Genomic DNA, 15963 nt, shown 5'->3' with positions numbered 1-15963 from the left:
CAGGAACTCGTCATGGGCTCTGACGTTTGAGGTGGCTCTCCAAGAGGTCAAGGAACGCGGGGTCAGGAACCTCGTCGACATGGTCGACATTCCAGAGGCCGGACTCGCGAATGGTGGGGCTCCCGTCGTTGCCGAGCCATCCCTCGGACGGCCCGTCGCAGACGGGGCGATCGAAGTTGCTCAGCAGTGCGATCGCGCCAGCTTTGATGCGCCCACGGTCGCTGGTCGGGCCCGGTGGGTCGTCGACCTCGAGCCAGAGGAACGGCATCACTCTGATGTGCTCGCTGACAGCTCGTTCCAGAGGGAACTCCTGCTCTCGCACGGCCGGGTCTGCGGTGGAACCGACGCCCCAGGACGCACGGATGCCAGCCGACCATGTCGGCTCACGGCTCAGAAGCGCTCTCCCCACGTGGAGTCGGAAGATCGATCCTCGGTGGTTGCCGCCCCCCGACATCGCTCCGCCGCTGGGACCTTTGTGTTGGGAGAGGCGCTTCCACAGGGTGGCGCGCGAGGGACGGAGCCCGTGCGTCCCCACGTGGGCAACCCGAGGTGTCACTCCGTCCTCGCGGAGTTCGCCCGGTTCGAAGAAGAAGTACACGCCGCGGCGCGGCCAGCCCATGCGGCCATCACACTCGTCCAGCCGTCGAGAACCACCGCATGTTCGCTCCAGCTCGCGGAGGTGCTGATAGAAGACGTCCAGGTCAGTCGCGCGCGATGTCATGCGGACGCTGCACTGTAGAACTGCAACTGGCGGCCAAGCGGAAGGCCCGAGGTGGGCACCTCGACGCGGCAGCCACGCGCCACCAGGCCCTCGAGTAGTCCGTAGTCCCTATACTCGGCACCCGCGTGGAACTCGACCACGTCACCTGAAGCAGGCCGCGTCTCTCCGTCGAGACGACGCAGTACCGCCTCACTCCACGCGCGACGCTCAGCTCTCGTCGCGCTCTTGAGCGACTTGTCGTAGGGGGCGAGGACCTGGTCAGGGTGGACGAGGCCATGCTCGGCGGAGAGAATCCACCACTCGGTACACGACCGCAGCACGAAGGACCGTCGTCCACGGAACAGCGCGGAGATGTAGAGGTCGCGCGCCGGCAGCGGCTTGGTGGCCTTCTCCTTGACGCAGCCGACCAGACCGATGCGTCGGCCGCTTCCGGTTACCTCTGTCAGATCACCCCTGCTGCTCGTCACCTCAGCATTGTCGCCTCGTCGTCCGAGCTGGGAAAGGGGGTTGAGGCAGGTCACTGTGTAAATCCAAGCTCTTACTTTGTGGCGATTCGACAGTGGACCGGATTGATCGGCCCTATCGTTGGCTGGCGGCCATCATGATGTCGATCCGGGGGGTGAGACATGGGGTCGAGCCTGTCGTGGCTGGACAGTTCCCGTGAGGACCAGCGACGAATACGCGAGCTGCTGCAGCTCTTCAGCCAGACCGAGAGCCGGGACGAACTTGGAATCGGTCAGGTCCGTGACGCCTTCAGTGAGCTGCTGTTTCCTGGTACGTCCGTGCTGCTCACACGCGCTCGCTACCTGCTCATCGTCCCCTGGTGCTATCTGGAGGCCGAACGGCGCGGCCTGACCGGCTCCACTTTCACGGCTGCGGTCGAGAAGAACGAGCGGAAGGTCGTCGCGACTCTACGCAGGGCTGGGGTAACCGACGGTCTGATCGGACGCGTTGCTGGCGTCGCTGTGAAGACGTTGCCGTCGACCATCTACTGGACGTCGTTGGGTCGGTATGGCATCCGCCGCGTCGACGAGCCGACGAGCACGATGACCGTTCACCTCGGGAGCAACGCGGAGGCGGACGAGCTGACCGACCGCGAGCCGAGGATGTGGCACCCGACGCTTCCACCGGTACCGCACGGGTTCCCCGGTGATGTCCCCGGCGGCCTCGACCTTTCGCACGACGAGGCGTCCTGGTTGCGGGACCGCATGCTGACCGGCGTACCCCACTCGTTGCTGGTACATCTGCTGGACGAGGAGTATGAGCCTTCGGCGGACTCGATCGCTCCGTGGGCCGACCCAGCCGCCGCCGCCGCTCCGCCCGAGCTGGCGACCGGCCTTCGGCATGCGGAGCTCTTCTCGCTGGCGGTCCACGGGGCCGCTCTCCTGTACAACCTGCAGATCGCCGAACGGTACGAGGCGGAGAAGCTGACCCAGGTTGAGTATCCAGTCGACCACTACCGGGAGCGGCTGAAGGAGTGGTCGAACAATGTTCAGGCCGAGTACCGGCTGCCCTCCTGGGATCGGACGGGGATGTGGTCCATCGCGACCCGCATGAATCCGAAAATCTCGAAGAAGTCGTCGCTGGGAGATTTCCTGGACAGATGGCTCGCGGCGGTCGCCGACGGCAGCGCGGCAGCCGCCGTGACAGCGACGGACATCACCCAGCACCCACTCGCGCAGATGGTCGCGAAACGGGAAGAGACAGTGAAGAAGGCCCAGTCGAGGCTCGTCAACAAGAGGCTGCTCCGCAGCTGGTCGGGAGCCTCGGGGAGCGACCGGCTGACATACCGATGGGTCAACGTCCGACGCATCCTCGGTGACATCCACGACGGACTGGGCCGAGAGGCGAACGATGCTTCCGCCTGATTATCGGTCGGTCCTCATCGATGCACTGCGACCGCCTCCGGGCGCCAGCTTCGACCGCGCCGTCGCCCTGACCTTCACCCTCGACCTGGAGAGCGCGCTGGTCGTCCCACTCGCCTTCGGGGCGCACGCCGCCCGGGAGACGCAGGATCCGTTGGCGATCATGGAAGCGGTACGCGGCAGCGCGGAACACGTCGACGTCTTCTGCCAGGCCGGCCACGTCACGGTACCGAGGACCGGTTCTGACCTGCTGGCCTTCCTCGAACCCATGATCCACCCAGTCGCCCGGCCACGCCCAGGGTTCCTCTACCACCCGAAGCTGTGGGCGGTGCGGTACTGGGATCCCAACGAGGAGTGCTACTTGGCGCGGCTGCTCGTGCTGAGCCGCAACCTCACCAACGACCGTAGCTGGGACGTCTGCCTCCGCCTGGACGGCGTAGTCCGCAATCGGCCGATCGGGAGGAACCGGCCGCTGTTCGAACTCCTCCGCCACTCGGTCGATTTCGCGGTCGCCCCGTTCCCCGCCGAACGGCGAGAAGGAGTCCTGAGCCTGGCCGAAGACCTGCGACGCGTCGAGTGGGAGCTTCCTGATGGCGCGAAGGATCTTGCCTTCTACGCGATCGGTGTGCCCGGCGGTGGGCGTCCGAAGTTCGCCGGCACCCGCTGTCTGGTGGTCTCGCCGTTCTACAACGAGGCCGGGCTGGAGATCACCGCGGACTCACACGAGGTCGCGGTCGTGGGACGCCAGGACGAGCTGGATCGCCTACCCAGCGACACGCTCGAAGGTGTCGACGCATACGTCCTGAGTGAACTGGCCGGACTGCCACCTGACGAGGTGTCAGAGACCGGAGAGAAGCAGGGCCTCCTCACCGGCCTACACGCGAAGCTCTACGTCGTGGAGCACGGTCACACCGCCCGCGTCCTGCTGGGATCGGCCAACGCGACCGGGGCGGCGTTCACCGGGAATGTCGAGTTCCTTGTTGAACTGGTCGGGGGCAGGAAGCAGCTCGGCATCGAGACAATGCTGGGAGCCGGGGCGGAGTTCCGGTCGATTCTGGAGCCTTACAACCGGCAGTCCGCTGTCGAGGTGGACGACGACCAGCGGGTGCTCGACAATCTCGTCCGCGCACTGGCCGAGATTCCACTGACAGCCACGGTTGAGCCCGACCAGCATGATGACGGAACGCGGCGCCTGGGCCGGCTGCGAATCCGGCTGACCTCGGACGTACCCGCTCCGGCAGCGGAGGAGGTGCGGGTCACAGCCGAGTTGCTGACCCGGCGAGGCGAGGCCGCTGAACTCGCTCTGGGCGTCCCCGTCGACGCATCCTTCGCTGAACTCGCAGTATTCGATGTAACCCCGTTCGTCATCATCACCGCACAGGACGACCACGGCGGCCGGGCTACCACCGTGGTCCATGCCCAGCTCGTCGGCGACCCAGCGGATCGGCTGGACCAGGTGCTCGCCCGCCAGATCGACACTCCCGAGAAGTTCCTGCGGTTCCTCGCGCTATTGCTCGGCCTCGGCGCTGATCACAGCATGCTGATACCCGCGGACGGGGATGCCTCCGGTGGGACCTGGGTGACAACCGGTGGCCTCGGCATCCTCGAGTTGCTGATGCGTGCTCTCGTGGATCGACCGAAGCAACTCGACGACCTCGGCCGGCTGGTGGACCGACTCCGGTCCACCGACGACGGAGACGCGCTCCTCCCCGAGGGTTTCGTCGAGGTTTGGGATGTCGTCGCCGCCGTGCGACGCGAGCTGGCCATGGAGGAGGCCGGATGAACCGCTACAGCTCCGAATCGGTGATGGCCGGTTTGAAGGACTTCCAGCGGGCCACCGTCAACCATGTGATCGACAGGTTCTTCGGCGAGCAACCGACCAGGCGGTTCCTGGTCGCGGACGAGACCGGGCTCGGCAAGAGCGTGGTGGCCCGCGGAGTCATCGCCAAGCTGCACGAACGGCTCCAAGATGACGACACTGTCGACCGCGTCGACATCATCTACGTCTGCTCCAACCAGGACATCGCGAAACAGAACCTCGCACGCCTCAAGGTCACACCGGACGAGAGCATCCCCCTCGCGAGCCGCCTCACCATGCTCGCCCGCCACAGCAAGAAACTTCAGGCCGCCAAAGCCAGCGCCGGCAAGCCACTGAACCTGGTCGCCTTCACACCCGGCACGTCGTTCGACAAGGGCTGGCGGACTGGTAAAGCGGAAGAGCGTGCGATGCTCTTCCTCCTCCTGGAAGCGGCGAACGACTGGGACGGATGGTCACGCCGCGCTGCGCTTCGCGCACTGCAAGCCACGGCGCGGCTGGAGACACTGGAGCACGAGATCAGCCGCCTGGAGCACGATCTTCAGGGCGAGATAGATCGACAGATCAGCAAGACGTTCCTGCGCGAGGCCAAGCGAGGGAGACTTCTCAGCGGGTTCAACGCGCTGATCGACGACATCGGCCGACGCACCACGCTGCCGCAAGACCTGAAGGAGCGTGCATCGCAACTCACGGGAGAGATGCGGGCCACCCTCGCCCGCGCGGGCGTCCAAACGCTGGAGCCGGACCTGGTGATCCTGGATGAGTTCCAGAGGTTCCGACACCTGCTGGACCGTAACGAAGGTGGCGAGGCGGCAGAGCTCGCCCACCATCTGTTCGAGTACGGGCAGACCAAGACACTGCTACTGTCCGCGACGCCATACAAGCCCTTCACCCTCGCCGAGGAAGCCGCACTGGGCGAGGACCACCACAGCGACTTCCGCCGCACCCTGTCCTTCCTGTGCGACGACCCGCAGTGGAACGCCGACGTCACCGTCACGTTCGACGCGTACCGAACCGCTCTGGTGAAGGGCGCCGAGGTCGACGGTCACCGGGATGAGCTTCGGCGGCTCCTGCTCCAGGTCATGACCCGCACCGAGCGTCCCGCAGAGGTGCAGGCACAGATGCACCAGGAGCGACGGTATGTCATCGACGACCTGCGTGTGACCGAGGTGCGAGGCTACGCCGCACTGTCTCGCGTGGCAAAGCTGCTCGACGCGCCGAGCAGCATCGAGTACTGGAAGTCGGCGCCGTACTTCCTCAACTTCACCGAGGGGTACAAGCTCGGTGAGAGGCTACGTGCCGCGGTACGAGACGGCACGCAGGATGAGCTTGACGGCGTACTCAGCGCCGCCCAGCTGCTCGACGTCGAAGCGATGCGCCGCTATGCGCCCGTGGACCTGGGCAACGGTCGCCTGAGGCAGCTCGCGGCTGACACGGTGAACCAGGGCTGGTGGAAGCTACTTTGGCTGCCCCCGTCGATGCCTCACTACTCGCTCGGAGAGCCCTTCAGCACACCCGCGGAGCAAGGCATAACCAAGCGGCTGCTGTTCTCCTCATGGACAGCGACACCCACAGCGGTGGCAGGGTTACTCAGCTACGAAGTCGAGCGCCGCCTGGCCGACGGCCGGCTCCGCAGAAACGATCCGGCCGAGCGGCGCCGGGTCGCTACCCGTCTGGACTACAGGCTCGACGGTACCCGTCCGGGAGCGATGAGCACGCTCGCACTGTTCTGGCCGCACCCCGTCCTGGCCGCACTGTGTGATCCACTCGCTCTGGCCCGAGCACGGGCAGACCGGCTGCCGAACCAGGCGGAAATGGAAGACGCCGCCCGCCGCCAGATTCTCGAGGTTGCCGATTCCCGCCCCGGCGCTCGCGACGGCGACGTGCCCGCATGGTCCGCCTTCTTCCGGTGGCCAGGCGCCGCGCTCCCGGACGGGCTGTCAGACTCCGATGCCGTCAGAGCGCTGTCGGGCCGGTCCGAAGAGGACGTGGACGGGGAGCCGACGCGCCTTGGGCGTCACGTCGCCCTGGCGAGGGAGACGGCCGCCGGTGACGAACGCATCGATGGTGGGGTCGACGGCTGTATTGGCGACCTGGTGGCACTCGCGATGCACGGACCAGGGAACGTCGCGTGGCGTGCGCTCGGCCGGCTTGTCGGTCCCAGCGACATGATCACGGAACGTGGACGCTGGCGTGCTGCCGCCACATTGTCCGGCGGTCTGCGGAGCCTGTTCAACCGGCTCGAATCCACCTTGCTGCTTGACCATCTCGATCTCGATCCGGTCTACTGGCGCGCCGTCCTGCGCTACTGCGCGTCCGGTGGCCTGCAGGCCGTTCTTGATGAGTACCTTCACCACCTTCGGGCCAGCTCGGGCGAGGGACTACTCGACGATGAGTCTCTGCTCGGTGTCGCCACAGCGGCCGCCGAGGTCCTGTCACTCCGGCCATCCACGTACCAGGCCTTCGACCCCGGGAATCCCGAGACACCCATCCGTCTGCTCAGCCGGTTCGCCCTGCGGTACGGCGGACGCAGAGACGACGCCGAGGGCGCGCGGCAGCCCGAGGTGAGGAACGCCTTCAACAGCCCATTCTGGCCGTTCGTGCTCGCCACGACCAGCGCCGGCCAGGAGGGCATCGACTTCCACTGGTGGTGCTCTGCCGTTGTGCACTGGAACACACCGGCGAACCCCGTCGACTTCGAGCAGCGCGAAGGGCGGGTACACCGCTTCGGAGGGCACGCCGTACGCCGCAACGTCGCTGCGCGATACCGGTCCGAGGCGCTCCAGTCCGGTGAGCCAGACGTTTGGAAGGCGGCTTACGACGCAGCGCGCAGGGAGTCCGGGCCGCTTGGAGACTTCGCGCCGTACTGGGTCTACCCGGGGCCGGCGAAGATCGAGCGACATGTCATGCCGTACGTGCTCAGCCGCGACATCCCCAAGCTCGACCGGCTCAAGGACGAGCTGGCGCTCTACCGCCTCGCATTCGGTCAGCCTCGCCAGGAAGACCTTGTCGCCCTCCTGCAGCGTGCGGGGGTGGATGCCGAGCAGGCTGCGTCGGCGGCCCTCACGCTGACACCTCCAGACGGCGCGAGGAACGCCGAGGCAGTTCGGACGACCCTGGAGAACGACCTCGTGGCAGGGGGGAACAGCCATGAACGGTGAACTATCCGACGGTCTACCGCAGCGCGACCCGGGATACTTCGCTGAAGCCGCCATGAACGCCACCAGGCTCAGCGTGGCCAAACTTGAGGCGCGCAGTCGTACGGTCCTGACAAGGGAAGAGAAGGTGGAGCTGGTCCGAGAGATCAATGTTGAGGTGGCCCGCCTCAAGCCGAAGGTCGCCCGAGGACAAGCTGCGGCTCAGCTTCGCCGGCGATTGCGTGCACTCAAGGCCGCCATCCAACCAAGCAGGCCACCGGCAAGGCGACGCCAGAGCATTCAGCCCGCTCCGGAGGACTTCTCGACCGCACTCCGCCGAGCGGTCGCGACCGGGCCCGCCACGCTCGGCTACACCAGAGTAGATCCAGCCGGTCACCTGACGCGCAGATCCAGTCGGATTGCGGGGCCCAGAGATCGCAGCACCCGAGATCGGAGTGCTCATTCGGACGATACGAGAGCTTCACTCGCCGATACGCGTGTACCCAAAGCGTTGGAGCAAACGCCCGTAGACAGGGAGGGCGAGCGCACTGGCACCAAGCTGCGAACCTCAAGGAAGAAGCGAGCGGTCCCGAGCGGCGGGCGGCCCGGACGCACGCGCATCCCGCGCGAGCGATGCAGCTGCGGCCGTAAGGCGTGGGACAAGGAATCTCTCTGCGCAGAGTGTCTTCTCCAGCGGGGCTGGTGCCAATGCTCTGCTTGTGGAACAGTCTTCAGGCCATCTGCAACGGGCCAACTAAGCAAGCGATGCCAACAGTGCCGTAAGACCGGTAGACGGTCCAACGGTAGTACGTCCGTCTACACGGTCTCCGGGGGGGGATACCCACGTTGGGCAGGCGTAGGTAATCCGAACTGGTATCAAGGTGCGTCTCCCTCCGTTGCCGCTAGCGGTGAGGCCAGGTTCCGGGCGATTTGAGCCGCCGCGTGGTGGCGCTCGAGCGAGAGTCGGTGAGAGCGGCAGCCAGCAGAAACCCGTAGAGTCGAGCAATGGATTCCACTGTTGTAGTCGCCGCTATGGGATTTGCGTCGACGCTCCTCGGAGTGTGGTTAGCTGCCTATTGGCAGCGTCGGAGTAACCGAGAAATTCGGATTCTCGACGCCAAGGTGCGCGTGTACGGCGACTGCGCGACGGCCATGTACGACTACGAGCGCGCGACATACAACCGAGTCAAAACTCGGCTTGAGTCGCCCGCGGACCCGGGACGCGAGGAGCTCCGGCAAGAGGCGTATCGTTGCAATGCGCGGGTCCGATCGGCTATCGGCCAAGCCGCCATTCTGAGCAGCAGTGACAGCCTGCAGGCGGAACTCGACTCGGTTCGTCAGGCGGTCGGAGATCTAAATAAGGTGGAGAGCATTAGAGATCTTAAGTTCGGTCATGAGAGGGTCTACGATGTGTTGGCCGGTGCCCTCGCCAGGGCGCGGTCAGACCTCAAGGTTTGAACTAGTAGGCCGAGACGCACGGCCATGGCCAGATCCAGTACGACGAATTGATGGGCGGAAGGGCGTGGGTTCGCCCGCAACATCTCGCGTGCGATACAAATTAGCCTGGGAGTGAGAACTATACGTATGTGAACCAGAACGTCGCTACGGCGACAGCGGTCGCTAGGATGGCGCAGACTAAGGTCAGGCTCTCATAAACAAGCTTTCCCGTTCCCAGTAGATAAGGGGATCCGGAGCATTCAGCCGTTCGTGTTCCCCCGAGCCGTGACCGACTCCACATGATCCGGAGAGGGGAAGCGGGATTGGCGATCCGGAAGGTAGAGAGGATTGCATCCCATTTCTCCCTACGATGCCATCGACACGCGCGGACCAGTCCTCGAACAGGATTTCCACAGGGATCGCCTGAGCCTTTCGTCTCAACATCGCAGTACATTGGCCAAAAGAATGTGAAGCAGATAATCGCTAGTGCCACCCATCCAAATATCCCTATCCACCAATGACTAAACCATATATATCCAGCAGAACCTATAAGTATCACTAGCCAATCACGACGCGGATGCCTCTTGCTTCTCGCCATATTTACCCCCGGTCCCTCGCCGCCCTCAAGCTTAGGTCAATTATGTCCGTCCATCCATTGCTCTGAAAAACTACTAATCTGTAATTTCTCCCTAGCATGTGCCTGACGGACGTACCCCGAGGGATAGAGATCGGCTGTGCAGGCATCCTCGCTGGGGGCGACATTCGTCCTCACCCGCCACTCCTAGAGTGATGTGGAGTGGGCTCGGATCCAGGGGATGTTGCCGTCTTCGGATGGTCGGCGTGGGCGCCTGTTTCGGGAGCATCGGCAGGTGGTGGAGGGCAACATCTACCGGTTCCGGTGTGGGATCCCGTGGCGTGATCTGCCTGAGGTTCGGGCCTGGCAGACGGTGTGGAAGCGGCATCGCCGCTTCGCCGCTTCGCTGCGGACGGGACGTGGGACAGGGTGCTCGCCCAGTTGCTGGCACAGGCTGATGCGGCCGGTGACCTGGACTGGGAGGTGTCGGTGGACTCCACGATCAACCGGGTCCATCAACACGGCGGGAGCCTGGTCAGGGACATGACACAGGGGGCATCAGCGAATCACAAGGAGTTGCTGGTCGAACCGGCTGATCACGCGATCGGTCGTTCCCGTGGCGGGCTGTCCACCAAGATTCATCACATTTGTGACGGGCGGGGACGGCCGTTGGTGATGCTGCTTGGGCCTGGCCAGGGCGGTGACTCTCCGATGTTTGCCCACCTTCTGGCCGCGCTCGGTGTCGGCCGCGTTGGGCCTGGTCGGCCACGGACCCGACCGCAGCGGGTGCTCGCGGACAAGGCCTACTCCTCACGCGCCGACCGGGCCCCGCTCCGCTCACGTCGTATCACCGCGGTCATCCCCGAGCCGAGCGACCTAGCCGGCCACCGCAAACGGCGCGGCACACGCGGTGGCCGGCCCATCAGCTATGACCGCGAGATCTCCAAACGTCGCAACATCGTCGAACGCTCCTTCAACACCTTCAAGAACTGGCGCGGCGTCGCCACCCGATACGACAAGCTCGCGCGCTCACCTACCGCGCAGGCATCGTCCTAGCCGCCGTCCTCACCTGGCTCCGCCCATAAAGAGACACGCCCTAGCCGCCCACGGGGGATCCGAAGGCATCCAAGCTTTTGAGGCCTCCGACTGGACGACGGGTTGGAAAACTCACGGGGTCGTTCTTCAGATGGTTGTACTGGACGCGCCAAGCGTGAGCTACCAGTACGGACTCGCTCGAGAGTGTTGCGCTACTTCGGCGCGGTGCCGCGCCGGTGGGTCATTGAACCGGGCTCGCGCAGGATCCGCGCCACGGCCGAGCAGGGGCCTCCATGCGACACCGTGCTCTCGACCGGCAAGATCGAGCGCCGCGAACTGCGCTCCGCGGTGGACTCAGACCAACATTGAGAGATCGGTGATGGGCCGCGGGTGCATCAGCGTCCTGTTAGGACGAACCAAAGGTAGCGGGTATGCGACAGGCCGTGTTTCTCTTGCCGGGCATCCCGCAGGGCAGCTTCGATGGCGACAAAGTCGACCCTGGCGTTCTGTAAGTCAGAGGCGCGCTGATCGAATGACGACCGCTTGACCTTTGCTCGCGCCAACGCAGACGCGTCTTCCGAACCGAGGATATCGAGCTCACGTTGAACGCGACGCTGTGCTTCGCCTCGCTTCTTCTGTGCCGTCAACACGCTGCTAGTGCGTTCGTTCTCAAGCTGAACCCTCTTGTGCTTGAACTTTGTTTCGATATCATCGCGTTGCTTCGCAGTGAGCTGGATGGGGCATGCGGCTTCCGCTCGAGATTTCAGTCTATCCCGCCAGTCTTTGAGAGTGCGGGCCCGTTCTGGGCCGACAAGGTCTACGTGCACGCTGCGGCCGCCTGTCAGTACGAGGACTGCGGTGGTGCTGTTATAGCGACCACCCCCACTCAACAGTCGGAAGTCGGTGAAATCACCTGCGGTTCGAATACCCACTGCGGCCAGATTCGCTACAATCTTCGGTCCGATCTTGGAAAGGCTTGCCCTAGCGATCTGAGCCTTCTGTAGCTCGCTTTCGACATAGCGGCGCTGGAGCGGTGCCAACGCTGCCCGGAGCGCCGTACGAAGCTCGCTGTCCAGGCCAGAGATCTTGTGATCCAGCTTTTGGATTTCTTGACTTTTCGCCCTTTCGATCGATTGCATTTCAGAAGTGAGACTGGCGGTATAGTCCTGTCGTTTCCTCGCCACCGCAGCCGAGCGCGACGATTCGGCGCGTTCGAATGCGTCGCGCTCACGCTGCAGGGCGGATGCGGCCGCTAAGGGGTTCTTGGCAGCTATTCGTTGTCTCTTTAGTTCCCTGACCCGGCCGAGCGCGTCTTTAGTCTCCGGTCGAGTGCGTCGTCCGGGCCAGCTCAGTGCCAGTGTTCCACCTGTAGCAGCACCTAGGACGGCTGGGACCAAGTGAGGCGCGAGTTGGCCAGAGAGTTCCAGAAGTCCTGGCACCACAATGGACAGTGGCAGCAGCAGCATCAGTAGGACTTCGGCGAAGCGTCGGCCAGAGAACCGCGCTCCGACGGTCGAAATTGTCGCTGGGGATAGTGGAGGTGATCCGACAGTGGCGGAGATATGAGAAGTGAGCCAGCCGGGAAGGCCGTTGGCCGAGGTGCCAGGGCTCACCGCTCGAGCACCAGTCGCCAAGCTGCGTTGTGTCCTGGGCGTTCCGACGGATCGCGAAGCTGTTGTCTGCGAGGTCGACAACGCAGGCAAAGCGTTCAGAGGCTGCCGGGTCAGGCTACGGACCAGCTCGGCGAGATCGCGAACGGTGCGGTCCGTATGGCTTAGCAACTCGGGGAAGCGTGTTGCAGTGTCCGGACTGTTGTAGTCGTCCTCGGTGAGTAGCAGATACTCGCTCCCCGGTTCGTGGAGTCTGTTCCACAGGCTGGGATCAACCGAAAGTGCGAGGAGGGAGAGATAAATTACCCACGATGAGAATCGGTCCATCAAAGGTCCGAAGTCGGCGGAACTTCGAACTGGCGACTGATAGTGCCGATGCCCGTTCTCCGATGCCCGGAGTCCTCGCATCCCGGGCACGTACATTCCGTCGTAGTCGACAAGCCGGAAGGTGCCGTCCGATGCGACTAGCAGGTTGCCATGCTGCAGATCTCCGTGTGCGATTCCATTCGCGTCGAGGTCTGCGGTGAGTGCGGCAAAACGCGTGGCAAGTTGTGCTGTCGCACCTCTGTCCGAATAATTCCCCTCAAGCCAGCGCGCCAGGGTTGTTGCTTCAACCCACTCCATCTTGAGCACTGGATACCAGCTACCGTTGACCAGGATGCTATCGGACAAATACTCAAAGCCCATCTTCCACGGCTGGGAGAGTCGCGCCGGGTCCAATTTAGCTAGCTGAGTACTGATCTCGTCGTATCGCTTCTCCTGGTCAGGAACGTAGCGTGTAAAGCATTTGAGGGCGTACCGTTGCCCGGTCGTAGTGCGAAGCGAGAAAACACTTGCGAAATTTCCGGATAAGGCCTTCGGCATGCCAAGTTTGGTTAGGGTGACTTGTGCTGCTTTGAGGTCCGGCCGTCGAAAGGCGATTGCAGTGTTCTGTAGTGCATTAGAGTATTCAGCGCCAGACGGGAATATCTTCCGTTGGCCGGCGCTTCCAGCACTAATCGCCGTCATCCGGCTATCCTTGTATGTCTATATGAATCAATGAGACGTCGTCGTTACGAAGATCTCCAGTCGCCCGAAGGGTGGAGATCCAATCAAGGAACGGTTGAAGATCATTTCCCTTGTCGAGCTCCCTGAGTTGATGTATGGCTTGTCTAACGTCTCCTAGATCCCGGCACCTGAGAAACCATGCTGCTAGTGCATCGGTCATCATGAACAGATGGTCGCCGGCTTCGCATGTCCCCTCTAGGAATCGGCTGCGTTCGGCCAGTAGGCGGCCGTTGCGATTAACACTTCCAAAGAGATCGGGGGTCACGCCGAAGTCGGCGCTGTCCTGGACGGGAAAGGTGGCGATGATCTTGTCGTCGCGTACGTGGAATAGGCAACTGTCACCCAGGGCGGCCGCGCGCCATACGTAAGGACTGTCATCGGCAGCTGACTCGGAAGCCACATGCACCACAAGCAGGGTTGCGAAAGCGCCCTGTGGGAGCTTCGCCTCCTCATACCACTTGAGCGGTCTTCCCTGTTGAACTCGTTGTGCTACGTAGTCGTCAACCCATAGCGACCATTCGAAGACAACTTCGGCGGCAAAGTCTCGAAACTCGTCCGAGGCGCCGAAAAAGTCCAAGGAGGCAGATGCATGATCTAGTGCCGCGGCAGCGAGTATGTTCGCCCATTGTCCAGCAAGCATGCTCTCTGATGCGCCATCACATACTGCTGCCACAATGGGTCCGTCGACTAGGACGTCAACGGCGACGTCCGGCCTCACGTATAAGGCATCCTCGCATTCGTCAGGGGCATTGCCGTGCTTAGGTGCCAGGAAATGCGAGGTGTAGAGGCCAGTGGTTCTCACCGTAGTTCGGAAGCTCGGGTGCCAACTTCCAGGAACTGCACTACCGTAGCCGCGTCGGCGTTATAAATTAGGCCGCGGGCTTCCGAGCCGACGCGGCGGCCTTCCGATGCGGCATACGCACGGACTTGACTCGGCAAAATGCTCGACATTGCGAATAGCGCACGGGCATAGGTGTCCGGCAATTCGGCGTCCGAGTCGGGATAAATGATAGGGGACCCGCCGGCGGCCGAGACATGAAGATTGAAGAGAAGAGTTGCGCCATCGCTCGTAGCGTGGCCTGTTACCGCAATTGCGGCAGGCGCCGGATCGCCGTCGGTGGATTCGCCGTCAGTGAGGTTCAATACGATCGGCGGGTAGCCTTCAGGGTGACGCTGAACCCAATCGGATACGAGTGTCTCGGCGTACTTCAGTGCTCTAGTCATGGGGGTGCCGCCATTCGCAGTCGGTTCCATCCAAATTGCGAACTTGGTTGTGGACTCGACCAATCCTCCGGCGCCATCTGGGACCTTCTTCTGTCGGTCCTCCAGCCGTGCTGGATTATCTGCGACTTCGCTCAGCGGAACCAAGTCGCGTCCAGCCAGATCTCCGGCGAACGCTGACCCTACAGTGGTGCCGTAACCGATGACGCCCACGTGGAAGTAGTCTCGCACGCCTTCTTCCTTGGCACATCTCACGGACAGCTCGATGAGTAGCCTGTTGATAGCGTCGGCTACGACATCTGCCTTCTTCTGAGGGAACTCGCCTCCGATTGGGTCGCTCATGGAGGCAGACTGGTCGACGAGGAAGATAAAGCAGGCAGGATTGTTGCGGCTGATCTCGGCGTTGTACGGCATGCGTGGCGCTCCCGGAAGTGTGTCGTCCCAGAGACCGCTATGGCCTATGCCGGATCGGTCCCCCTGAGGGCGTAGCCTAACTGAGCGTACTCAGGTCTGTCACTACTATGGCCATGTCGTGTCGCGACGGAGGCGGTCTAGTTGTTGGAAACCATCCGGACTGTTTCCAGGCGCTCGTCGATCCGGACCGGGTGGACGGCGGCTAGTTCTCCGGCGACTTGGTACCGCGCATGGCTTTGGTACGGCCCCGACACTTAGATGGCCGGAGGACAACCGAGTGGCGGAGCTCCTCGAGCCCGGTTCGCCAGTCGACGGTCATGCCCGTCATGCTCGAACCAAAGGCCTGCGGAGACGGCGACTTCGGGTTGGTGTCGCGAGAGAGAGCCTGAGCTTCGGTAACTCGAGTACTACGAGGTGCCGGCAGGTCTGATCCAGAAGTTGAGACTGTCGTCGCCAGTGGTGCCGTGGAAGGTCGACCCGTCGCCGGCGTTGTGGAGCGCCGTGTGGACCGGGAGCCACTTGTCGTCGATGTCAAGGCGGTCGTCGGGGGTCTCGCAGGTCCGGTAGTCATCATCCCAGCGCCGCTCGATGGTCCGGACGAGGTGCGCGATGGCGTCGCGGATGTCGTCGAAGCTGGTCGGCGGGGTGTCGGGCTTCAGTCCGCGGGCGTTCCAGCCGGCTGTGTACCGCATGGCCACGTGCGACGTTCCTCTTCCGGGACGGCAGGAGATCTAATTGGACAATTCCCCCAATTATGCCCTGCTGAAACCTGCGAGATGGCGCCCGCGCCGCCGTCGTGGGGCGGCTGGTGAACGCACCGCCGAGGAGTGCGCAGCGGGGACGCTCCACGTGGGGTGGGCGAACGAAGGAGCGGCGGGAGTGGACTGCAACTTGCCCGTGCGAGCTCCCGCGCGACTCAGCGCGCTCGACCGCTGACTCTTCCGTACTGACCACGATCGGACCCTGCCGTTGACCCCCGCTAGGCGGCCCGCTATTTTGCGGCTGCGACCTTCTTGATCATGAAGGTAGTCAGGTCCGGCCCGGGGGGCCCGTGAGCGTCGATGGATCCACCACCGGCGGAGGGTG

General features: G+C 63.5%; 10 protein-coding genes and 1 pseudogene. 5 read left to right on the top strand and 6 right to left on the bottom strand.

Features of this window, described 5'->3' with window-relative positions:
• Positions 1–10: 10 nt before the first annotated feature.
• The gene (locus tag HEB94_RS55055; RefSeq protein ID WP_192748466.1) at positions 11–721 is read right to left on the bottom strand and encodes a GIY-YIG domain-containing protein; all 711 of its coding nucleotides are present in this window, start codon (positions 719–721) and stop codon (positions 11–13) included.
• The gene (locus HEB94_RS02615; protein ID WP_192748465.1) at positions 718–1188 is read right to left on the bottom strand and encodes a DUF6884 domain-containing protein; all 471 of its coding nucleotides are present in this window, start codon (positions 1186–1188) and stop codon (positions 718–720) included. Before HEB94_RS02615 ends, HEB94_RS55055 begins: the two co-directional genes overlap by 4 nt.
• A 159-nt stretch (positions 1189–1347) precedes the next feature.
• On the opposite strand from HEB94_RS02615, the gene HEB94_RS02610 reads away from it, so the two are divergent.
• The 5 genes and pseudogenes from HEB94_RS02610 (at position 1348) to HEB94_RS02590 (ending at position 10635) form a co-directional block, all read left to right on the top strand.
• On the top strand, positions 1348–2589 hold the full coding sequence (locus tag HEB94_RS02610; RefSeq protein ID WP_192748464.1) for a DUF6361 family protein: 1242 nt from the start codon (positions 1348–1350) through the stop codon (positions 2587–2589).
• Complete coding sequence (locus tag HEB94_RS02605; protein WP_192748463.1) at positions 2576–4369, top strand: phospholipase D family protein; 1794 nt, start codon at positions 2576–2578, stop codon at positions 4367–4369. The genes HEB94_RS02610 and HEB94_RS02605 overlap by 14 nt, the downstream gene beginning before the upstream one ends.
• On the top strand, positions 4366–7563 hold the full coding sequence (locus HEB94_RS02600) for a C-terminal helicase domain-containing protein (protein ID WP_192748462.1): 3198 nt from the start codon (positions 4366–4368) through the stop codon (positions 7561–7563). The genes HEB94_RS02605 and HEB94_RS02600 overlap by 4 nt, the downstream gene beginning before the upstream one ends.
• A gap of 981 nt (positions 7564–8544) precedes the next feature.
• On the top strand, positions 8545–8997 hold the full coding sequence (locus HEB94_RS02595) for a hypothetical protein (RefSeq protein WP_192748461.1): 453 nt from the start codon (positions 8545–8547) through the stop codon (positions 8995–8997).
• A gap of 770 nt (positions 8998–9767) precedes the next feature.
• Positions 9768–10635 (top strand): annotated as a pseudogene (locus HEB94_RS02590) (IS5 family transposase).
• Between the two features lie 345 nt (positions 10636–10980).
• On the opposite strand, the gene HEB94_RS02585 reads toward HEB94_RS02590, so the two are convergent.
• From HEB94_RS02585 to HEB94_RS02570, 4 genes are all read right to left on the bottom strand, one after another.
• Positions 10981–13203, bottom strand: coding sequence for a hypothetical protein (locus HEB94_RS02585; protein WP_192748460.1), 2223 nt, complete (start codon positions 13201–13203; stop codon positions 10981–10983).
• A 4-nt stretch (positions 13204–13207) separates the two neighbouring features.
• A complete protein-coding gene (locus tag HEB94_RS02580; protein WP_192748459.1) occupies positions 13208–14044 on the bottom strand; it encodes a protein phosphatase 2C domain-containing protein in 837 nt (278 codons plus the stop codon).
• Positions 14041–14877: a vWA domain-containing protein gene (locus HEB94_RS02575; protein ID WP_192748458.1), complete on the bottom strand. Its 837-nt coding sequence runs from the start codon at positions 14875–14877 to the stop codon at positions 14041–14043. Before HEB94_RS02575 ends, HEB94_RS02580 begins: the two co-directional genes overlap by 4 nt.
• 407 nt (positions 14878–15284) lie before the next feature.
• Positions 15285–15569 (bottom strand): hypothetical protein, encoded by a 285-nt coding sequence (locus tag HEB94_RS02570; RefSeq protein ID WP_192748457.1) that lies wholly within the window; start codon positions 15567–15569, stop codon positions 15285–15287.
• Between the last annotated feature and the right edge of the window lie 394 nt (positions 15570–15963).

The sequence above is a fragment of the Actinopolymorpha pittospori genome, assembly GCF_014873875.1.
Classification (GTDB): domain Bacteria; phylum Actinomycetota; class Actinomycetes; order Propionibacteriales; family Actinopolymorphaceae; genus Actinopolymorpha; species Actinopolymorpha pittospori.
Note: the sequence above shows the minus strand (reverse complement) of the source record. Positions and strands in the feature narration are given on the sequence as shown.